The 19,561-nt window shown below is 41.9% G+C and carries 22 protein-coding genes and 1 tRNA gene; 18 read left to right on the top strand and 5 right to left on the bottom strand.

From position 1 onward, the window contains the following. The first annotated feature begins 88 nt into the window (after window positions 1-88). Genes rpsS through CP948_RS01580 form a run of 9 tightly spaced genes read left to right on the top strand, consistent with a single transcriptional unit; the run spans window position 89 to window position 4,888 of the window. Window positions 89-418, top strand: coding sequence for a 30S ribosomal protein S19 (rpsS, locus tag CP948_RS08835; protein WP_425479796.1), 330 nt, complete (start codon window positions 89-91; stop codon window positions 416-418). 10 nt (window positions 419-428) lie between these two features. Further along, entirely contained in the window at window positions 429-770 is a 342-nt protein-coding gene (gene rplV, locus CP948_RS01615) for a 50S ribosomal protein L22 (RefSeq protein ID WP_096600399.1), read from the top strand. Next, entirely contained in the window at window positions 771-1,466 is a 696-nt protein-coding gene (rpsC, locus tag CP948_RS01610; RefSeq protein ID WP_096600397.1) for a 30S ribosomal protein S3, read from the top strand. It begins immediately after the preceding gene. Between the two features lie 3 nt (window positions 1,467-1,469). Next, entirely contained in the window at window positions 1,470-1,895 is a 426-nt protein-coding gene (rplP, locus tag CP948_RS01605) for a 50S ribosomal protein L16 (protein WP_096600395.1), read from the top strand. Further along, window positions 1,892-2,092, top strand: a complete 201-nt coding sequence (gene rpmC, locus CP948_RS01600) for a 50S ribosomal protein L29 (RefSeq protein ID WP_096600393.1) — start codon at window positions 1,892-1,894, stop codon at window positions 2,090-2,092. Before rplP ends, rpmC begins: the two co-directional genes overlap by 4 nt. After that, window positions 2,092-2,358 carry a 30S ribosomal protein S17 gene (gene rpsQ, locus CP948_RS01595; protein ID WP_096600391.1) on the top strand — a complete coding sequence of 89 codons (267 nt, stop codon included), beginning with the start codon at window positions 2,092-2,094 and terminating at the stop codon, window positions 2,356-2,358. The genes rpmC and rpsQ overlap by 1 nt, the downstream gene beginning before the upstream one ends. 4 nt (window positions 2,359-2,362) lie before the next feature. Beyond that, entirely contained in the window at window positions 2,363-3,697 is a 1,335-nt protein-coding gene (locus tag CP948_RS01590; protein ID WP_096600389.1) for a peptidylprolyl isomerase, read from the top strand. Further along, complete coding sequence (locus CP948_RS01585; RefSeq protein WP_096600387.1) at window positions 3,697-4,473, top strand: citryl-CoA lyase; 777 nt, start codon at window positions 3,697-3,699, stop codon at window positions 4,471-4,473. The genes CP948_RS01590 and CP948_RS01585 overlap by 1 nt, the downstream gene beginning before the upstream one ends. Window position 4,474: 1 nt before the next feature. After that, on the top strand, window positions 4,475-4,888 hold the full coding sequence (locus CP948_RS01580; protein WP_096600385.1) for a phosphate-starvation-inducible PsiE family protein: 414 nt from the start codon (window positions 4,475-4,477) through the stop codon (window positions 4,886-4,888). Here CP948_RS01580 and CP948_RS01575 read toward each other — a convergent pair. Together CP948_RS01575 and CP948_RS01570 are read right to left on the bottom strand one after the other, a co-directional pair. Continuing rightward, window positions 4,885-6,189, bottom strand: coding sequence for a homoserine dehydrogenase (locus CP948_RS01575; RefSeq protein ID WP_096600383.1), 1,305 nt, complete (start codon window positions 6,187-6,189; stop codon window positions 4,885-4,887). The genes CP948_RS01580 and CP948_RS01575 overlap by 4 nt on opposite strands. A 14-nt stretch (window positions 6,190-6,203) precedes the next feature. Beyond that, window positions 6,204-6,662, bottom strand: coding sequence for a ligand-binding protein SH3 (locus tag CP948_RS01570; protein ID WP_219350200.1), 459 nt, complete (start codon window positions 6,660-6,662; stop codon window positions 6,204-6,206). A 111-nt stretch (window positions 6,663-6,773) separates the two neighbouring features. Between CP948_RS01570 and CP948_RS01565 the strand changes: the two genes are divergently transcribed. The 9 genes from CP948_RS01565 to CP948_RS01525 all read left to right on the top strand — a co-directional run bounded on the left by CP948_RS01565 (window position 6,774) and on the right by CP948_RS01525 (window position 15,826). Next, a tRNA-Glu gene (locus CP948_RS01565) sits at window positions 6,774-6,849 on the top strand. 18 nt (window positions 6,850-6,867) lie between these two features. After that, entirely contained in the window at window positions 6,868-9,222 is a 2,355-nt protein-coding gene (gyrB, locus tag CP948_RS01560; protein ID WP_096600821.1) for a DNA topoisomerase (ATP-hydrolyzing) subunit B, read from the top strand. Further along, window positions 9,215-10,015: a universal stress protein gene (locus CP948_RS01555; protein WP_096600381.1), complete on the top strand. Its 801-nt coding sequence runs from the start codon at window positions 9,215-9,217 to the stop codon at window positions 10,013-10,015. The genes gyrB and CP948_RS01555 overlap by 8 nt, the downstream gene beginning before the upstream one ends. A 1-nt stretch (window position 10,016) precedes the next feature. Continuing rightward, entirely contained in the window at window positions 10,017-10,685 is a 669-nt protein-coding gene (gene rsmI, locus CP948_RS01550; RefSeq protein ID WP_096600379.1) for a 16S rRNA (cytidine(1402)-2'-O)-methyltransferase, read from the top strand. 12 nt (window positions 10,686-10,697) lie between these two features. Further along, window positions 10,698-11,345: a hypothetical protein gene (locus tag CP948_RS01545; RefSeq protein WP_245810046.1), complete on the top strand. Its 648-nt coding sequence runs from the start codon at window positions 10,698-10,700 to the stop codon at window positions 11,343-11,345. A gap of 20 nt (window positions 11,346-11,365) precedes the next feature. Beyond that, a complete protein-coding gene (gene bioB / locus CP948_RS01540) occupies window positions 11,366-12,370 on the top strand; it encodes a biotin synthase BioB (RefSeq protein WP_096600375.1) in 1,005 nt (334 codons plus the stop codon). Continuing rightward, the gene (locus CP948_RS01535; RefSeq protein ID WP_096600373.1) at window positions 12,367-12,975 is read left to right on the top strand and encodes a lipoyl protein ligase domain-containing protein; all 609 of its coding nucleotides are present in this window, start codon (window positions 12,367-12,369) and stop codon (window positions 12,973-12,975) included. The genes bioB and CP948_RS01535 overlap by 4 nt, the downstream gene beginning before the upstream one ends. 8 nt (window positions 12,976-12,983) lie before the next feature. After that, on the top strand, window positions 12,984-15,206 hold the full coding sequence (gene infB, locus CP948_RS01530) for a translation initiation factor IF-2 (RefSeq protein WP_096600371.1): 2,223 nt from the start codon (window positions 12,984-12,986) through the stop codon (window positions 15,204-15,206). Continuing rightward, window positions 15,170-15,826 carry a 7-carboxy-7-deazaguanine synthase QueE gene (locus CP948_RS01525; protein WP_096600369.1) on the top strand — a complete coding sequence of 219 codons (657 nt, stop codon included), beginning with the start codon at window positions 15,170-15,172 and terminating at the stop codon, window positions 15,824-15,826. Before infB ends, CP948_RS01525 begins: the two co-directional genes overlap by 37 nt. Here CP948_RS01525 and CP948_RS01520 read toward each other — a convergent pair. The 3 genes from CP948_RS01520 to hemC are packed head-to-tail and all read right to left on the bottom strand — an operon-like array spanning window position 15,810 to window position 19,523. After that, a complete protein-coding gene (locus tag CP948_RS01520; protein WP_096600367.1) occupies window positions 15,810-16,994 on the bottom strand; it encodes an N-acetylmuramoyl-L-alanine amidase in 1,185 nt (394 codons plus the stop codon). The two genes, CP948_RS01525 and CP948_RS01520, sit on opposite strands and share 17 nt — an antisense overlap. Next, window positions 16,966-18,621, bottom strand: a complete 1,656-nt coding sequence (locus CP948_RS01515) for an ATP-binding protein (RefSeq protein WP_096600365.1) — start codon at window positions 18,619-18,621, stop codon at window positions 16,966-16,968. The genes CP948_RS01520 and CP948_RS01515 overlap by 29 nt, the downstream gene beginning before the upstream one ends. Further along, window positions 18,609-19,523, bottom strand: a complete 915-nt coding sequence (gene hemC, locus CP948_RS01510) for a hydroxymethylbilane synthase (RefSeq protein ID WP_096600363.1) — start codon at window positions 19,521-19,523, stop codon at window positions 18,609-18,611. Before hemC ends, CP948_RS01515 begins: the two co-directional genes overlap by 13 nt. Window positions 19,524-19,561 lie beyond the last annotated feature (38 nt).

Below are 19,561 nucleotides of genomic sequence, written 5' to 3'. Positions count from 1 at the left end.
AATAGAAGACCCAGAACAGTTTCTAAAACTTTACAAGAAGACTCAAAGGATATACAAAAAAGTGAGAAAAGTACAACACACAGAAAGCTTGTTCCAAAAAGCCCTTGAAAAGTACAAGAAAGTTTGGGAAGAGTACAGACTTTTGGTAAACAAAAAGGCTTGGGTGGACCCAAAGCTGTGGAAGAGGATCAGGCTTATGAACCAAACGGGAGATAGAAAGGTAGTAAGAACCTACAGCAGAGACACCACCATAATTCCCGAATTTGTGGGACACACCATAGCGGTGCATAACGGAAAGACCTTTGTACCCGTTTATATAACTTCAGATATGGTAGGACACAAGCTGGGTGAGTTTGCACCCACAAGAACTTTTAAGGGCCATCCAGAAAAATCTGCAAAAGTAGCTAAAAAGAAGTGAGGTAAGGGACATGGAAGTCAGAGCGGTTTTAAGGTATGCGAGGATTTCACCAACAAAGGTGAGACAAGTTTTAAGAGTAATACAAGGACAAAATGCTGGAAGTGCTCTTTATCAGCTGAAAGTGATACCAAAGAAAAGTGCAAGAATCGTTGAAGGTGTGCTAAAAAGTGCTTTAGCCAACGCAGAACAGCACGGGCTTGATATAGAAAAGGTTTACATAAAGAAGGCGGTAGCGGATGAGGGTCCCATGTACAAAAAGTGGATGCCAAGAGCACACGGAAGAGCGACCATGCTCAGGAAAAGGACATCTCACATAACAATAGTGTTAGAAGAGAAAAAGGAGGAGCAGTAAATGGGTCAGAAGACGCATCCCATAGGTTTCAGGATAGGTGTAATAAAAGAGTGGAACTCCAAGTGGTTTGCTGGTAAAAGGGACTACACAAAACTTCTCCACGAAGATATAAAGATAAAGGATTACATAAAGAAAAGATACGCTTCCGCTGGAGTTTCCAAAGTGGTCATAGAAAGAGCTGCAGAAAAGGTAAAAGTCAGGATATTTGCTGCAAGACCAGGTATCATAATAGGAAGGAAGGGAGCGGAAGTAGAACAGCTAAAGAAAGACATAGAAAGTATAGCGGTGGGGAAAGATATAACCATAACCGTTGACGAAGTAAGAGTGCCAGAGCTTGATGCTCAGCTTGTAGCGGAGGAAATAGCCCTTCAGATAGAGAGGCGTGTATCCCACAGAAGAGCCATGAAAAGAGCTATAGACAACGCCTTCAAAGCAGGTGCAAAAGGCGTAAAAGTTCAGGTAAAAGGTAGGATAGGTGGTGCAGAACTGGCAAGAGCAGAATGGTTTCTGGTAGGAAGGATGCCTTTGCAAACTCTCAGAGCGGATATAGATTACGGTTTTGCGGTTGCTCAGACCAAGTACGGCGTTTTGGGTGTCAAGGTTTGGATATACAAAGGCGACATACTAAAAGGTGGTAAAGAAGAGATCATAAAGAAGATAGAAGAGGACCTTAAGAAAGCAGAAAAGGAGGTATAAAGGATGTCTTTCTTGGCTCCAAAAAAGACCAAATTCAGGAAATCTCAGAGAGGAACACTAAAAGGCAAAGCTTTTAGAGGAAACAAGCTGGCTTTTGGTGAGTATGGCATACAGGCTTTAGAATCTCATTGGTTAACTCAGAGGCAAATAGAAGCTGCCAGAATAGCCCTTGTGCGTGCCCTAAGGAAAGGAGCTAAAGTGTGGATAAATATATTTCCGGATAAGCCTTATACCAGAAAGCCCAACGAGGTAAGGATGGGTGGTGGAAAGGGTGATCCAGAAGGTTTTGTAGCGGTAGTAAAGCCCGGAAGGATACTCTTTGAGTTTTCTGGTGTGCCCGAAAGCGTTGCTGAAGAAGCTTATAAGTTGGTTTCTGCCAAACTACCCATAAAAGTAAGGCTCGTGAAAGCTGGAGGTATAACAGTATGAAGGCACAGGAACTCAGAAAGTTGAGCCTACAAGACCTCAGAAAAAAGGAAGATGAGCTAAGGAGAGAACTTTTAAGACTCAGGTTCAAGAAAAAGGTGGAAGGTTTGCCCAACATAATGGCTATAAGAAATACAAAAAGGGAGTTAGCCAGAGTGCTTACCATAATAAGAGAAAAGGAGTTGAGAGGTGAAGACTGATGAGCAGAAAAGAGTTTGTGGGTGTGGTTGTTAGCGATAAGATGCAAAAAACGGTAGTAGTAAGAGTAGACAGAAAAGTGCCCCACCCTCTATACAAAAAGCACATAATAAAGAGCAAAAAGTACCACGCACATGATCCTAACAACGAGTGTAGGGTGGGAGATGTGGTGCTTATAAGGGAAACAAGACCTCTGTCCAAGACAAAACGATGGGTAGTGGTGAAGATACTTCAAAGAGCCAGATCGCCCGAGGAAAACCTAAGCTAAGATTATGTACGCTTTAATCCAAAAACACAAAACCTTAGCAGTACTAATAGTTGTCTTAGCATCAGGAGCTTTCTTTCTTTGGCTTTTTTTTACTGGAAGTATCAGAGACATCACTTCTGTAGGCAAAAAGTGTGTAGCGGAGGTAAACGGTAGCTGTATAACTTTAAGAGAGTACCGAAGGGAGCTTTTAAGGTTCTCCAACATACAGAACAAAGAACTTGAGGAGATTATAAAAAAGCAGGTAATTGATAACCTTATCACACAAGAACTTCTTTATCAAAAGGCTAAGTCCTTAGGTTATTCTGCTTCAGATGAAGAGGTCATCAGTGTCATAAAAAGCGACACAACCTTTCAAGAAGGAGGTAGCTTTAGTGCCTCTAAGTATAAAGAACTGCTATCAAGGCTTGGACTCGTTCCGGAAGAGTATGAAGATTACATAAGGAGAATGTTAACGATACAAAAGCTACTCGTGTTGGTCTCCAACGGCGTCTACATTTCTGATAAAGAAAAAGAAGTTAATTTGGCAGTTCAGTCCACCTTACTATCTGGTAGACTTTACATACTCACACCTTCTGATGTGGAGCTTTCTTACAACCCAACACAAGAGGAGGTATTAAGTTTTTACGAGAAAAATAAGGAGCTTTTTAGAAAGCCAGAAACCAAGATAATAAGAGTTTGGAAGGAAAAGGATAAGGGAAGAATAGAAGAGCTCTACAAGTCTATAAAGGAAGGTAAGATACCTCAAGGCTACACTGAGTATGTACTTCCCAATGATCAAAGCAAATTGCCTGAAGTTATAAATTCTGAGGTTCCAAGGTTAAGTGAAAAAGACCGCATTTCTGTTTCTAAGTCAGGAGATGAGTATGTACTCATATACCTTTACAAGATTGAGCCTCCCGGTGTGAAAAGCTTTGATGAGGTAAAGGACCAGATAAAGTCTATACTAATAGAGCGCAAGAAGTTATCAGCGGTGAAAGAAAAGGCGCAAGAAGTATATAAGTTGCTCTCAGAAGGTAAAGAGGTTAGCACCAAGTACATAGCTTTTAACGACACACCCGCAAACCAAATTATGAGCATAGCAAAGATAAAGCAAGATGAGATAGTGCGCTTTTTGCTATCAAAAGAGAAGGTATTTGGTCCCTACGATTTGGCACAAGGTTATGGTGTTTTTTTAATAACGGATAGAAAGAAAAAAATCATGAAGGAAGATGAAGCAAAGAAATTAACGCAGGACATATTAAACATGAAGTCAGACACCATGGTAAATTATCTCATAGAGCATCTTATGAAGAAGAGTAAAATAAAGGTAAACGAAGAAGTAATAAAAGGAGGAGTTTGATGGGTATGTGGAGAACCGCTATAACTCAGCATTTGGGACACGAAACTTACATAAGAGGCTACAGACTGCTTGATCTGGTAGGCAATCTTTCTTTTGCGCAAGCTGTTTATCTCATACTAAAAGGTGAGCTTCCAACAGAAAGGGAAAGCAGGATGATGGAAGCCATGCTTGTTTCTGTGATAGACCACGGTATTGCTCCACCTTCTGCCATAGCCGCAAGAGCGGTAGCGTCTGGTGGTAATTCTTTGAATGTGGGAGTGGCGGCAGGTATATTGGCTTTTGGTTCTGCTCACGGTGGTGCCTTAGAGGATGCCATGAAGTTTATGCAGGAAGGTGTAGCAAGTGGAAAAGGTGTTGAGGACATAGTCAGCGAATATCTTTCTGCAAGAAAACCCATACCGGGGTATGGACACAGGTATTATAAGGACTTTGATCCAAGAACCAAAAGGCTTATGGATATTGCAAAGGCTTTGGAATTTTATGGAAAGCACTGCGAATTTGCTCAGGCGGTAGAAGAAGAAATAGCAAAACAGAAAGGCAAAAAACTTGTTCTTAACGTAGACGGAGCCATAGCTGCAGTTGCATCAGAGATGGGGTTTGATTGGAGGTTGGGGAAAGGCTTCTTCATAATAGGTAGAGTTCCAGGGCTTGTAGCGCATGTTTACGAAGAGCTAACCACAGAAAAACCTTTTTCTAAAAGGCTTGACGAGGAGAAAGATGTGGAATATACAGGACTGCCTCCGAGGGAACTGCCACCAGATATAAAGAAGATTTAGAATGCAAGAGTTTGTATCAAAAATATACAAAGGCTTCATTATATTAGCTTTTAACATAACCATAATTGTGCTTATTATAGGCTTGTTTGTAGGTATTTACAGAACTATATCGGAAATAGGTTTAACCGCTTCAGAAGCAACGGTCAGACTTGGCTTTAAGGAGCTTGTTACCAATGTACTTTCTCTTATAGTGGTGCTTGAACTTATAAGGGCTTTTATAGACTTTTTTGAACACGAAAGGGTAAGGGTGGAGATTCTTTTAGAGGTGCTTATAGCTTTTATCATAAGGGAATTTATGCTCCACCTTTTTGAAGGTAATATGTCTGGTATGGATGTGTTTTTTTGGTCTTTTGGTATAGCGTTTCTTATAGCTGCCAGGTTTATAAGCCTTTTTTACAGAGTGGCAAAGGCTTAATATGCTTCTTCTTCAACGCGTATGACTACAGGCTCTCCCATTATGACGGGGAGGTTTTTTATCTCTCTTATAGCTTTTTGCATACTGCTTTCGTAAGCTTTGTGCGTGAGTATAACAAGAGGGACTATAGGTTCGCCTTCCCTACCTGCCATCTTGCAAACCTTCTCTTTTTGAAGCACACTGGCTATGCTTATGTTATAATCTGCCAAGACCCTGGAAACACTTGCCAATACACCTGGTCTATCAGGCACATCAAACCTCATGTAATACCTGCTGTAAAAATCCTTGCTCAAATATAAAGATTGGTCCTCCCATTCCAATTGATCTTTATCTTTCGTGCAAAAGAGGAGTTTTTTAGCTATGTCCACGATATCAGAAACTACGGCGGAAGCGGTAGGCTGACCACCAGCACCCTTACCGTAAAACATAGTTTTGCCTACAAAATCACCCTCTACCATTATGGCATTATAAACATCGGAAACCTTAGCAAGAGCATCCTCTGACCTTATAAAAGTAGGATGAACTCTGACTTCCATACTTCCATCCCTTCTTTTTGATATAGCAAGAAGTTTTAGAGTGTATCCAAGCTCTTTTCCAAGCTCCAAATCAAGCAGATCAAGGTCTCTTATGCCTTCTACATAAACCTCTTCAAAAGGTACATACCTACCGAAGGCTATCATGGAAAGTATGCATATCTTGTGGGCAGAATCCCAACCGTCTATGTCTAAGGAGGGGTCCGCCTCTGCATAACCCTGTTTTTGAGCAAGTTCAAGAGCGTGTGAAAAGTCCATCCTTTCTTCTAGCATTTTGGTAAGTATATAGTTAGTGGTTCCGTTGAGAATACCATAGATGGCTCTTACCCTGTTGCCTACAAGACCTTCCTTTAGAGCTTTAACTATAGGAATACCACCACCTACAGATGCCTCAAAGCCTATGTGCAAACCCCTTTCTCTGGCTTTTCTGAAGACTTCAAGACCGTCTTCCGCAAGCAAGCGTTTGTTAGCAGTAATTACGTGTTTGTTTTCTTCAAGAGCTTCAAGTATAAGGTTTTTAGCAAAATCCTTGCCACCTACAAGTTCAACGACTATATCACTCTCTTTTATAACTTCCCTGTAGTCATGTGTTCTGAGATAAGTAGGTATCTCTATCTCCCTTTTTCTTTCCCAATCTTTGTCTGCGACTTTTGTAAGTACAAGTTCTACACCTGTCTTTTTCTGTATTATGTTAGAGTTTTCTAACAGCAGTCTTACCGTTCCTGTTCCTACTACGCCACAACCTACTATGCCTACTTTTACCTTCACACGTTTATTATAACTCAGCAGGTATTACAGTGTGTTTGTTTTGCTTCCCTTGCTCTCTTCGCGGTTTCTGGGTCGTAAGCTCTGCCTTGCCAAAGCATCTTATAGACTACTTCGTAAGTGCTTTCCGCAAGTTCGGTAAGCTCCTTAAAGAGTTTATTGAAACCTTCACTTCTGTGAGATTCCTCATGATCCTCTAAGCTTCTCCAGAAAGTGACTATAAGCACCTCTCTGTCCTTTAGAGGATGTTCTGTTGTTTGACCAGCAGTAGATCCCTCAAGAGACACTCCACCCGTATTGAGAAGCACAAAGCCTCCATAGAATCCCGTATCCGAGTGATAGGTTTTTACGTGCTCACAAAGATAAGCGACCCTTTCCATAACATCGTCTAATGTAACACCTTCCTTAAGCACCACGTAATTTATATTAACTATGGCATCTTCCGGAACATCTACTATCATGTTTCCCATAAACATGGCTCTAACCTCCTTCAACTTTTAAATATATAAGAATATTCTAATATGTCAATAGACTTCCTTAAGCTTGACATTTTCTTTCAAATCATCTATAATGTTTTTGAGAAGTTAGCCCCCATCGTCTAGCCTGGTCTAGGACACCGCCCTTTCAAGGCGGAGATCGCGGGTTCGAATCCCGCTGGGGGTGCTTCTCCTTTATTTAAAAATGGAGAGATACCAAGCAGAAGACATAAAAGCTATTACGGGACTTCAACACGTACGCCTAAGACCATCTATGTACATAGGCGATGTGGGAGAGAGGGGACTACACCATCTTCTTTGGGAAATCCTGGATAATGCGGTTGATGAACATGTTGCTGGTTATGCTAAAAACATCACCGTTATCATACACGAAGATGGTTCTGTAAGCGTTGAGGATGATGGAAGGGGTATACCAGTAGATATACATCCAGAAACGGGTATTCCTGCTGTAGAGATGGTGTTCACCATGCTCGGAGCGGGTGGGAAGTTTGACAAAAAGGTTTACAGGTACTCGGGGGGACTTCACGGCGTGGGAGCATCGGTGGTGAATGCACTTTCTGAGTGGTTAGCGGTAGAAGTTTACAGGGACGGAAAAATATACAGACAGGAGTACTCAAGGGGAGAACCTCTTTATCCTCTGAAAGTAGTAGGTACTACTACAAAGAGGGGTACCAAAGTAACTTTCAAACCTGACCCAGATATTTTTGAAACTACCAAGATAAAGCTTGACCTTGTTGAAAGAAGAATAAGGGAGCTTGCATACCTCAACCCAGAGTGTACTTTCAAGCTCTTTGACGAAAGGGTAAATAAGGAGTTTATCTACAAGTTTGATAATGGCATAGAAGAGCTTGTAAAGTTTCTTTCTTCTGGCAAAGAGCTACTTTTTGATGAGGTTATAAGGATAAAGGACGAAAGAGAAGGTGTTCAGGTAGATATAGCCTTTATTTACACAAAGGATTACAGAGAGCTTGTGGAAAGCTTTGTGAATAACATAAAGACCATAGAGGGTGGAACCCACATAACAGGTTTTAGGAGCGGGCTTACTAAAGCAGTAATGAAACACATCTCTAGCCTAAAGCTCCAAAAAGAACTAAAAGAAGCTATAACAGGGGAAGACCTAAGAGAGGGACTTGTGGCAGTAGTAGCCTGCAAAGTCCCTGAGCCTCAGTTCGAAGGACAGACCAAAACTAAATTGGGAAACCAGAATGTCAAAAGCATAGTAGAATCAGTAGTGTACGAGCATCTTTCTGCTTACTTTGAGGAAAACAAGGAAGTTTACAGGAAGATAGTAGAAAAGGCGGTAGAGGCAGCACTCGCGAGGGAAGCTGCCAAAAAAGCGAAAGAGCTTGTCAGGAGAAAGTCTCTCTTAGAGGACACTACACTGCCGGGCAAATTAGCGGATTGTTCTGAGAAAGATCCAGAAAAGTGCGAGCTCTTCATAGTGGAAGGCGAGTCCGCTGGAGGCTCAGCAAAACAGGCAAGAGACAGAAGGATACAGGCAATACTACCTCTCAGGGGTAAGATACTCAATGTGGAGAAGGCAAGGTTTGATAAGGTCTTTTCCAACGAAGAGATAAAAGCCATAGTGAGCTCTATGGGATGCGGTATAGGTGAAGACATGGATCTTTCTAAGCTCCGGTATCACAAGGTGATCCTAATGACGGATGCTGATGTAGACGGATCCCACATAAGAACTTTACTTCTAACGTTCTTCTACAGATACATGCCAAAGATCATATCTGCAGGTTATCTTTACATAGCTCAACCGCCCCTTTATAGACTTAAAAAAGGGAAGCAGGTGTTTTATCTCAAAGATGATAAGGAGCTTGAGCATGTGCTTATGGAACACATAAAAAATCACGGTGTGCTTAAAGACGCAAAAGGAGCAGAATACAGAGGTGAGGAACTCGTAAAGCTTCTGAAAAACCTCAAAGAGTTTGAAGAAAACTACAGGTATTTGGTCAGAAGAAAGGGTGAGGATGTGTTATCCTCCTTGCTTTCCGTTATGCTCACCGAAGAGGACATGAGAAACCAAGAGCTTTTGAAGGAAAAGGTTAATTTACTCAAAAAGATACTTACTGATTACAAGATAGAAACCAAGTACGATGAACTAAGCGGGGCTTATGAGATAATTTTGATGGATGAAAGAACAGGCAGGCGCATCCTTTTAGATGTGGAATTTCTATCTTCTCTCGCGTATAAGTCTGTACTTTCTGGATTTAAACTTGACCTACCAGCGGTGGTAAGCGTAGAAAAGAAGAGTAAAACTGTATATGACCTACATCAGATATTAAACACTTTTATGGAGCTTGCTAAGGAAGGTTTTGAGCTTCAAAGGTATAAGGGATTAGGAGAGATGAACCCGGAGCAGCTATGGGAGACAACTATGAACCCCAAGACTAGGAGGCTCTTGAGGGTAAGTATAGAGGACGCAGCAGAAGCTGACAGGATATTTACCATACTTATGGGAGAAGATGTGGAACCAAGAAGGAAGTTCATAGAAACTTACGCAAAAGAGGTAAGAAACTTAGATGTTTAAAAGATTATTGGTGGGATTGGACGGTTCTAAGTCAAGCTGGACTGCTTGCGAGTATGCCTTTGACTTTGCACAAAAGTTAAACCTCCCAGTAGTGGGCATTCATATCATAGATGAGAGGCTCATGGAGGAGAGCTTTCTTGAAGACTTAGCGGGTGTTTTGGGTTTTACCTTTTACTACGGTGTATCTTCCAAAGTTAAAGAGTTCTTAGAGTCTCAGGCAGACCTTATTTTGGAGGAGTTTCTTAGCTTAGGAAGACAGAAGGGTGTAAAAGCTTCTTCCTTTCAAACTGTTGGTATTCCTCACAAAGAGATCGTCTCTCAAGCAGATGCGGAGGATCTGCTATTCTTAGGTAAGAAAGGTAAAAGGCCTGTAGAAGGTTTCCTTCTTGGTTCTACTGCAGATACAGTGGTAAGAAGTTCTCCTTGTCCCGTCTTCCTATCTGCAGAAGAAAAAAGGGACCTAAAAAGGGTGTGCGTAGCATACGATGGCAAAGAAATGTCCAAGAAAGGCATGAAAATGGCTTTGCAAATAAAGGATCTTTTTGGCTCTGAAATCTACGCTCTGCATGTAGGTGATGAAAGCATGATAGATGAAGTGTTTAAAAGTGCGGATCATTACGAAAGTTTGAAAGGACTGCCAGAGGAGAAAATAGTAGAATACTGTAAAGAAAAGGAAGTAGACCTTTTAATTATGGGTGCTTTTTCCAAAGGGCGGTTCAAGGAGTTTCTTTTTGGTAGTATAACTTCCTTTGTGGTGCATCACCTTGACATACCAATGCTTTTGGTGAAGTAAGATGGGAAAGCTTTATGTGGTTGCCACTCCGATAGGAAACCTCAAAGACATAACCCTCAGAGCTCTTGAGGTGCTCAAAGAAGTGAATTTTATAGCCTGCGAAGACACAAGAAGAACAAGCATTCTTCTTAACCACTTTAATATAGAAGGAAAGAAACTGCTATCTTATTACGAGCCAAAGGAGAGCGTCCAAGTTCCTAAAATAATAAAGCTTCTTGAGAGGGAAGATGTGGCACTTATAACAGATGCAGGCACTCCCAGCATTTCTGACCCTGGTTATAAGCTCATCAAAGCTTGTATAGAAAAAGGTATTCAGGTGGAAGTGATCCCCGGACCCAGCGCAGTTCTCACCGCTTTGGTAGGCTCTGGCTTACCCACAGACAGATTTCTCTTTGTGGGATTTTTACCAAGAAAGGGTCTTGCAGGTTTTTTTGAAGATATAAAAAAGTGTGAAGATACTACCATCATAGCTTTTGAATCTCCTAATCGTATACTAAAGAGTCTTGAGGTTATGAAAGAAGTATATACAGATGACCTTCCTGTCTGTGTTGCAAGGGAGCTGACCAAACTACACGAAGAGTTTATTAGAGGTACGCTGTCTGAAGTGTATAACCAGCTCTCTTCAAGGGGAGAAATAAAGGGGGAAATAGTGCTTCTTTGGAGGCAATAAGAGGTGTTTTATGTGCTACCCTCCAGCAAAAAACAGTCAAAGATGAAAGGTAGTTATCAGGAGTTTAGCGATGAAAGGTTTACACAGCTGTACCCAAAAGCGAAGGAGTTAATGCGTTGTTTTAATGTCAAAGAGGAGTTCCTGCCTCTTTTTTTGAGGTATAAAAACAGGTTCTGGGATAGTCTGGAATACTGGGTGCTTCCGCCAACAGTACAGGCTCGGATAAAGGACAGGTCTGTAGTTTTGAGCCCTCTTTTAGGGCTTGCATCCGTGGAAAGCCCTATGCCCGAATATAGTCTTGATTGGAAAAGCATTTGTCAAGGTAAAACTCTCAAAGAATACTGGAAAGAAGACATAAAAAAACTGAGCAAAGAACTCTTTGAAGGTAAAACAGTTTTTCTCTTTGTAGGAAAACAAGAAGAGAACCTTCTTGACCTTTCTACAGCCTCCCAGATTGTAGTTTTTGAGTATTACAGAGCCAAACAAAAGGTAAAAAATCCTCTGCCCCACAGAGCATACACCCTTCGCTATATAGCGGAAAAGGACCTAAGCCTTGATGAACTATTTAAGATAAACTTTTACGATTATAAGGTGGAAAAGGTAGAGCGGAAGGGAAAAAGACTCAAAGTATTGCTCAGAAGTGAGGGAAGATACATATAATTTAAACAAGGAGGTTTGAAATGGACAGCAAGGAGAAGTTTATTATAGATTTAGGAGAAAAAGTCATCCAAGGAGAGCACATCTCAAGAGAAGAAGCCCTAGAAGTTTTGAGAATCCCTGATGAATACATAGCCCTGCTTGTTTATATAGCACAGAAGGTAAAAAATGCCTTTTTCCCTTCCAACAGTGTGGAGTTTTGCTCCATAATAAACGCAAAAAGTGGAGCCTGCTCGGAAGATTGTAAGTTCTGCGCTCAGTCTAAGTTTTACAAAACACCCATAAACATATACTCCTTAGTGCCCAAAGATGAGATAGTAGAAGGTGCTTACAGGGGTGTTGAGTTTGGTGCCAACAGGTACTGCGTAGTGCTGAGCGGTAAGAAGGCAACCTTCCAAGAAGTAGAAAAGATAGCACAGGCTGTTGAGGAGATAAAGCACAGAGAGAAACTACCTATAAATGTATGCGTGTCTGCCGGCACTCTTGATGAGGAAGACCTCCTTAGACTAAAATCTGCCGGTGTGCGGAGGATCAATCATAATCTTGAAACTTCCGAAAGGTTCTTCCCAAACATAGTAAGCACTCATACTTGGAGAGAACGCTATGAGACTATAAAACGCATCAAGTATGTGGGACTCTCCGCGTGCTGTGGTGGTATATTTGGTATGGGCGAGACAGACCAAGACAGGGTTGACCTTGCCTTAACCTACAGAGAGCTGGGTGTGGACTCCATACCTCTAAACTTTCTTATGCCTATAGAAGGCACACCTATGCAAAACGCTCCCGGAATTGGTCCTTTAGAAGCTCTCAAGGTTATAGCAATGTTTAGACTTACAAACCCTAAAGCGGAATTAAGACTGTGCGGAGGAAGAGAGCAAACTCTCAGGGACTTTCACGGAATGGCTGTCCTTATGACCAATGCCATGATGGTGGGTGGGTATTTAACGCGTGCAGGAAGAGATATAAAGAAGGACTATCAACTGCTTAGAGACCTCAAAGCGGAAAGACTACAAAAAGTCCTTGAATGATAGAAGTAAGGACTGGCTTTGAAAACATGAGCATAGATGGGAATAATCTTTTGGCGCTTGAAGAAGGCAGAGGTAAGCCCGCCAAAAGGATATACATGTGGAGTGAGCCCACAATAAGCATAGGTTATTCACAAGAACCCAGAGAGTTTAGCGTGCCTGTAGTGAGAAGACCCACAGGTGGTGGCGCATTACTACACGGATGGGACATATCCTTTTCCATCGTTGATTACAAAAATGCTTGGGGTAAAAGCTTTTCAGAGATATACAGAAAGCTAAGCCAAAGATTAGCGGATGCTTTTGGTTCTATTGGTGTATCAGTAGAGATATGCAAAAACAAGGGTGTTCAAGGTGATAGTTATTACTGCTTCTTTTTTCCTAGCTTAGGAGAACTGACGGTAAATGGAAGAAAGCTTGTAGCTTGTGCCATGAGAACTCTCAAAAGGGCTTTTCTTTTACACGGTAGTATATTCTTGGACCTGGACTACACTGTGGCAAGCCAGATAATAGGTGTGCCAGAGGATGAACTAAGAAGGCGCATTGTGTGCGCTCAAGACTTGGGTCTTTCAAAGGAAGATGTTTTACAAGTGCTCAGTCAAGGCTTATAATTAATCCTATGGGCAAAGTAAGATTGCAAGATGTAGCAAAAGAGTTGGGCAAAAGCGTAAAGGATGTAAGGGAACTCCTAAAAGCGTACGGTATAGAAAAATCTAACTTTTCTCACCTTGAGGAAGAAGAGCTACAGATCATATACGATAACTTTGGTGTAGAAAAAGAAGAAGAAAAACAGGAAGAGTTGCAAGAAACCAAAAAGGAAGAGAAAAGGCAGGAAAAGAAGGAGCAAAAACAACCTAAAAAGGAATCAGTTAAGTTAGAAAAACCAAAAGCAGGTTTCCACGAAAAGAAAGAGTCAAAATCTATACCCAAAGCACCACCCCCTCCACCAGAAGTCAAAGAACAGAAAACGGAAGAAAAACCCAAAAAAGAGACTGTAGTTGAGAAAAAGATAAGCAAGGAAGAACAGCAAGTTCTCAAAAAGCTTGAACAACAGATAGAGAAAAAGAAAAAGGAAGAAAAGAAGGAAGAGGAGATAAAGATAGTTGAAATACCACAGATTATCACTGTTAGAGAGCTCGCAGACATACTAAAAGTACCACCCAATCAGGTTATGGCAGAGCTTCTCAAGAGGGGGATACTTGCAACCATAAACCAGACTATACCAGCGGAAGTGGCTGTGTCCATAGCGGAAGGTATGGGATTTCTTGCGGAGATAAAGAGCGTGGAAGAAAAAATAGATCAAGAGGAAGAAGAAGAGCCATCAGAAAACCTTCAACCAAGACCTCCCGTAGTGGTGGTAATGGGGCATGTGGATCACGGAAAAACCACACTTCTTGATGCGGTGCGTAAAACCAACGTGGCGGAAAGGGAAAAGGGAGGAATAACCCAGCACATTGGTGCGTCTGTTGTGGAGCTTCCAGACGGAAGGAAAATAACTTTTCTGGACACACCGGGACACGAAGCCTTTATCTCTCTGAGAGCAAGAGGCGCGCAGGTCACGGACATAGCGGTGCTTGTAGTTGCTGCAGATGACGGCGTGATGCCACAGACAGTAGAAGCCATAAATCACGCAAGAGCTTTTAATGTGCCTATCATAGTAGCTGTTAACAAAATAGACAAACCAGGTGCTGATCCCCAGAGAGTAAGGCGGGAACTTTCAGAGCTTGGGCTAATACCCGAAGAGTGGGGAGGAGACACCATATTCGTAGATGTATCTGCCAAAACAGGCCAGAACATAGACCAGCTTCTTGAATACATACTGCTGTTGGCAGACCTGCTTGAACTCAAAGCCGATCCCACAAAAAGAGCCAAAGGCACCATCATAGAATCCAAGCTGGACAAACAGAAAGGAGTGGTTGCAACAGTTTTAGTTCAAGAAGGCACTCTTTATGTAGGAGACATCTTTGTTGCAGGCACCACCTACGGAAGAGTCAGAGCCATGACAGATGACAAGGGTAGAAGGCTCAAGTCCGCAGGACCATCAACTCCAGTAGAGGTCTTAGGTTTTGAGGATCTACCCATGGCAGGAGATACCTTTAAAGTAGTACCTGACGAAAAGACTGCGAGGCAGATAGCCGAAGCAAGAAGACTACAAAAGGAGCAGTTGGAGAAAGTGTCAAGAGGTTTGGCTCTTGAAGAGGTCTTTAAGAAGATTCAAGAGGGAGAGCTAAAAGAACTCAAGCTTATAGTAAAGACGGATACTGTTGGTTCCTTAGAAGCAATAAAGAAATCCCTTTCAGATATACACAGTCAAGAGGTAGCCATAAGGATCATACACGGTGATGTGGGTGGTATAACAGAAAATGACATTATGCTTGCAAAAGCTAGTTCCGCTATAGTAATAGGTTTTAACACGAGACCCGATGTAAAAGCTAAGGAAGCTGCAGAGAGGGAAAAGGTAGATGTAAGACTTTACAGCATCATTTACGAGCTTATAGATGATGTCAAAAAAGCCCTCAAGGGTATGCTAAAACCTGTAGAGAAAGAGGTGGTGTTAGGTTCTGCAGAGGTAAGAGCGGTCTTTAAGATAAAGTCTGTGGGAAATGTGGCGGGTTGTTATGTGCTTGAAGGTAAAGTGGTCAGAAACGCAAAAGCAAGGCTTATAAGAAACGGCGTGGTTATATACGATGGCAAGATAGAAGGACTAAAGAGGTTCAAAGAGGATGTGCAGGAAGTAGCAAAAGGCTACGAATGCGGTATAAAGCTAAAAGATTACAACGATATAAAGGTGGGTGATGTGATAGAATGCTACGAGATAAAGTTAGAACAAGCACAACTCTGAGCATAAACGAGATATATCCTACCATTCAGGGAGAGGGATTACTTGTGGGAAGTCCGTGTCTTATGGTGCGATTTCAGGGATGCAACATAAGGTGTCCGTGGTGTGATCAGCCTTCTGCTTTAGTATTTAAAAGACCAAACACAGACCTTTCTACCCTCTTGGAAGAGATAAAGCGCCATCCTCACAAACACATAGTGCTTACAGGTGGAGAGCCTTTGGCACAACCAAACCTTCACCTCTTAGTTTACGAGCTTATTCAAGAGGGTTATTTTGTGCAGATAGAAACAAACGGCACACTCTGGAACGAAAACTTAAAAGTAGTAGAAGACCGTATACACATAACATGCTCTCCCAAATGGACCGCAAACTGGTATGTGCATCCTTCTGTGCTCAAGAACGCTAAAGAGTTAAAATTTGTCGTTGATGATAACTTCTCTTCTCACATTCTAAAAAGAAGTGAGTTCTTACCTTTTCTTGAAAAGGGTCTGGTGGTGCTACAACCAGAAGGCAACAAAGAGAAGTTTTTGCAAAAAGCCCTAAAAATCCAGACAGACCTGCTTGAAGAAGGATACACTGTCAGAGTTTTGCCCCAGCTTCACAAACTCATTGGCTTAAAGTGAGCTTCTTCTCCATAGGGAAAAAGTAGTTTACTACTGCAGTGTATATGGCACGAGCAAACTTATCCTGAAAGTCCTTGTCAGCCATAAGAACTGCCTCATCAGGATTAGTTATAAAACCCGTTTCTATAAGCACAGAAGGAATACCCGGAGTTTTAAGCACCGCAAAGCCAGCCCGCTGTATTCCCTTAAACTGCACCTCTCTTCCCAACTCCCTTGCAATACTCTTGGCTATTTTTTCACCAAAAGATACACTCTCGTAGAGCGTCACATCCATAGCAAGGTCTGCAAGCACCTTTTTGGCACTGATGGGAACATCTGCAGTACCAAGCACTAACTTGGCATAGCTGTCATTGTTTATTATCTGGTGTTTTTTCTTTTTTGCTGCCTCAGAGGATATAGCAAAAATATAAGTACCACTTGCGTGATGAGATACACCTTGTGGAGATGCGTTGGCATGTATGCTTATAAAAAGGTCTGCTCTGTTTTTTAAAGCGGTGTTTGCTCTTTCCTGAAGAGGTAAAAAGGTGTCATCTTTTCTCGTCATGATTACTCTAAACCTTCCATCTTGTGATAGATACTCTGCCAACTTCTTGGCTATAGCTAAGTTTATGTCTTTTTCCTTTATGCCCATGTATCCTATGGCTCCTGGGTCATGCCCACCGTGTCCCGCATCTATCACTATAGTCCTTCTCTGCGTGATGATCACGTTCTTTTTGCGCTCGCTTATTACCTTCTCCTTAGCTCCTGCATCGTACTGTATAATCTTGAGCACTTTCGGATCGAGAATAGCCAGCAGAGCATCGTCGTTATTTTCTTCCTGTTTTTCCATCTTTTTGAAAAGATCTATAACTATCCTGAAAGGATCTTCTACGGAAAAGGCTTTCACGCTTGAAAAATCCCTTTCAAAAACTATCCTTGTGCCCCATGGATGTTTGCCCAAGCGGTAGTTTATACCTTTTGGAACTCTTAAAGCAAAGTCTCCCTGAGAAAGTATGTCCACAACTATTCTCTTTGGGTCTTCAAGTAGCACAACTCTGTAGTCCACTCTGTTGTTAAAATCCAAGACTATCCTTTCTTTTTCCGGATAGCTTCCGTATCTTACGCTTACGACCTGCCCAAAAGAGATGGCCAAAAGCAAACTAAAAATTACCAAAATCTTCTGGTACATGCACCTCCTCCTCTACCTCTTCCTTTCTCGTTGCCCAAGATGGTCTTGGAAATCTAAACACTAAGGGAGTAGGTATGTCTGGCTGGTACATGATCATGGTACCTTTTTTCAGCATGATAGCTCTTTGTCTGAAATTGCCCAAAAGAAACTCGTACTCTTTACCCATCACTTCACTGCTGTCCATTCTACCTACTACCTTTACCGCAGAGTTTGCTATTACTCTTTTTTCTATCTCACTTGCTGTCTGCTGAGCACCTATTAGAATAACACCCAAGCTTCTACCTCTTTCTGCTATGTCAAGGATAATGTCCTTTATAGGACTCCAGCTATCTTTGGGTGCGTACTTATTTAGCTCGTCAAGTACTACGAAGATTTTAGGATAGGATTTTGAGGTTTCCTCCTTCTCTCTAAAGACTTTTCTCAGGATAGCACCCACAACGAACATCTTGGCTATACTGTGGAGTCCACTTATATCTATGACAGAGAGCTTATGATCTTGCCATTTTATGGGTGAACTCCCTTGACTCCGGACAAACCTCCTTATGTAGGTTTTAGCTCTGTGAAACCTTCTCATAAAAGCGTATGTTGTCTGAAGCTGTGCATCTCCAAACCAGCTTTTGTAGATCTCTGAGCTTTTGTTCTGCTCTTTGTCCTGAATAGCTTCTTCAAGAATCTTTTCAAAAGCGTCTAAATCCTCTATATCTCTACCGTAATCGTCTATTAACCTGCCCACTGGACTATTCTTGGCAAGTGTGTATAGTTTGTTAGCGACCTTGTCTATAGTGTAGTTTATGTTGGACATGCCCTCTTCGCCTTCAACGAACATGAACTTTAAGAGTCCATCTTCTGCAAACTCCCTCATACTCCAGTAAAAAGGTACTACCTTTTCGTCAAGCCTTTCACAATCAGGTATATCAGGGTTTTTCTCTTCTGGTGGAACATAAAAGATCACATTTTTGAAAGGCTCCGGTTTTAATCCCAATCTTAGCCAAGCCTCTTTATCCTCTTGTGAAAGATACTTGTTTTTCTTGTCTATCCATAAAAGGTCTTTGCCTTTCACATTAAAAACCATACCGTGAATGTCCTTCATATCGTCTGCTTTGTTAATAATGGAGTAGAGTAGAAACATAGCATAAGAAGTTTTAGTGGCTATTCCTGACATGCCAGAGATGCTAACATGGGCTCCCTCTTTACCGTTGATAAAGTGATAGTTTATATAAACGGGTTCTCCACTGCGGGTAAGACCTGCAGGTATCTTTGTCTTCATCTGATCATAGTAAAGTGCCTTTTCAAAGTGATGTCCTATCGCTCTGTACACTTTGTCTCCTGGTGCAGGTGGTAAAAATAGCTCAGGTTCTATCCTTGTCACGCTTACCTTTGCGGTATAAGCTACTTCTACGGGTATGATACCATCCGTGGCAAGGCGAGCATCATACACAGACTCTGCACCTTCAAGGAACTTATGCACCTCTTGGACAATACCATAAAAGATCACCTTTTGGTTTCCTGCTTTTGATTCCACATACACCACATGATCAAGCTCAAGTATATGCCCCTCGCTTACACCTATCCAAAACTCAAGGGGAGATATGGGTTTAGTCCCAAGAACTATACCTATGTGTTCCATCCATAGACCTCCCTGAGTATTTCCTCCGCACCCTTACTAAGTAGTTCCTTTGCAAGCTGTGCACCTATCTTCTCTGCAGATTTTATGTCTGCGCTTTTCATACCTTCTATAAATTTAATCCCTTCAAGGTCAGAGACAAAGCCTTTTATGAATATACTATCACCTTCTATCCAAGAGTACGCACCTATTGGTACTTGGCAACCACCCTGAAGTTCCCTAAGGAAGGCTCTCTCACACTCTGCCCTTGCTCTGCTCTCTGGATGGTCAAGCTCTCTCACTACCTGCCAAACATCCTGATCATCTTCCCTTATCTCTATGGCTAAGGACCCTTGTCCTACTGCTGGGATAAAGTCTTCAAGTACCTGTGTTATTTTATCCTCCATACCCATTCTTTTTACACCTGCGTAAGCTAATATAATAGCATCGTAAAGCCCTTCCTGAAGCTTTCTGAGCCTTGTGTCCACATTCCCCCTAAGGGTTTCTACCTTTAGGTCTCTCCTCCTTCTCTTTATCTGAACCTGCCTCCTCAGAGAAGATGTACCTACTTTTGCACCTTGTGGCAAATCTTCGAAAGGAACACCTTTTAAGGATATAAGTACATCAAAGGGATTTTCCCTTTCTGTTATGGCACCTATAGTGAGACCATCAGGTAGCGTCATGGGAACATCCTTTAGGGAATGAACCGCTAGGTCTATTTCTTTCCGCATGAGAGCCTCTTCTATCTCTTTTACGAAAAGCCCTTTACCTCCTATCTTAGCAAGGGGAACATCTTGGATCTTGTCTCCCGATGTGGTTATAAGCACCAGCTCTACTTGATGTCCTTTTTTTTCAAGTTTTTCTTTGATAAAGTTAGCCTGCCACAGAGCAAGCTTACTTTTTCTTGTTCCTATTCTAAGCTTCATAATAGTTCTTTTTATTATACATTTAAACGGACATTGCA

The organism is Hydrogenobacter hydrogenophilus, assembly GCF_900215655.1.
In the GTDB taxonomy this organism is placed as follows: domain Bacteria; phylum Aquificota; class Aquificia; order Aquificales; family Aquificaceae; genus Hydrogenobacter; species Hydrogenobacter hydrogenophilus.
Note: the sequence above shows the minus strand (reverse complement) of the source record. Positions and strands in the feature narration are given on the sequence as shown.

Excerpts from the sequence above, each read along its gene's own strand:
- rplV (WP_096600399.1), top strand. The coding sequence starts at position 429 with ATGGAAGTCAGAGCGGTTTTAAGGTATGCGAGGATTTCACCAACAAAG.
- rpsC (WP_096600397.1), top strand. The coding sequence starts at position 771 with ATGGGTCAGAAGACGCATCCCATAGGTTTCAGGATAGGTGTAATAAAA.
- rplP (WP_096600395.1), top strand. The coding sequence starts at position 1,470 with ATGTCTTTCTTGGCTCCAAAAAAGACCAAATTCAGGAAATCTCAGAGA.
- rpmC (WP_096600393.1), top strand. The coding sequence starts at position 1,892 with ATGAAGGCACAGGAACTCAGAAAGTTGAGCCTACAAGACCTCAGAAAA.
- rpsQ (WP_096600391.1), top strand. The coding sequence starts at position 2,092 with ATGAGCAGAAAAGAGTTTGTGGGTGTGGTTGTTAGCGATAAGATGCAA.
- CP948_RS01590 (WP_096600389.1), top strand. The coding sequence starts at position 2,363 with ATGTACGCTTTAATCCAAAAACACAAAACCTTAGCAGTACTAATAGTT.
- CP948_RS01585 (WP_096600387.1), top strand. The coding sequence starts at position 3,697 with ATGGGTATGTGGAGAACCGCTATAACTCAGCATTTGGGACACGAAACT.
- CP948_RS01580 (WP_096600385.1), top strand. The coding sequence starts at position 4,475 with ATGCAAGAGTTTGTATCAAAAATATACAAAGGCTTCATTATATTAGCT.
- CP948_RS01570 (WP_219350200.1), bottom strand. The coding sequence starts at position 6,662 with ATGTTTATGGGAAACATGATAGTAGATGTTCCGGAAGATGCCATAGTT.
- gyrB (WP_096600821.1), top strand. The coding sequence starts at position 6,868 with ATGGAGAGATACCAAGCAGAAGACATAAAAGCTATTACGGGACTTCAA.
- CP948_RS01555 (WP_096600381.1), top strand. The coding sequence starts at position 9,215 with ATGTTTAAAAGATTATTGGTGGGATTGGACGGTTCTAAGTCAAGCTGG.
- rsmI (WP_096600379.1), top strand. The coding sequence starts at position 10,017 with ATGGGAAAGCTTTATGTGGTTGCCACTCCGATAGGAAACCTCAAAGAC.
- bioB (WP_096600375.1), top strand. The coding sequence starts at position 11,366 with ATGGACAGCAAGGAGAAGTTTATTATAGATTTAGGAGAAAAAGTCATC.
- CP948_RS01535 (WP_096600373.1), top strand. The coding sequence starts at position 12,367 with ATGATAGAAGTAAGGACTGGCTTTGAAAACATGAGCATAGATGGGAAT.
- infB (WP_096600371.1), top strand. The coding sequence starts at position 12,984 with ATGGGCAAAGTAAGATTGCAAGATGTAGCAAAAGAGTTGGGCAAAAGC.
- CP948_RS01525 (WP_096600369.1), top strand. The coding sequence starts at position 15,170 with ATGCTACGAGATAAAGTTAGAACAAGCACAACTCTGAGCATAAACGAG.
- CP948_RS01520 (WP_096600367.1), bottom strand. The coding sequence starts at position 16,994 with ATGTACCAGAAGATTTTGGTAATTTTTAGTTTGCTTTTGGCCATCTCT.
- CP948_RS01515 (WP_096600365.1), bottom strand. The coding sequence starts at position 18,621 with ATGGAACACATAGGTATAGTTCTTGGGACTAAACCCATATCTCCCCTT.
- hemC (WP_096600363.1), bottom strand. The coding sequence starts at position 19,523 with ATGAAGCTTAGAATAGGAACAAGAAAAAGTAAGCTTGCTCTGTGGCAG.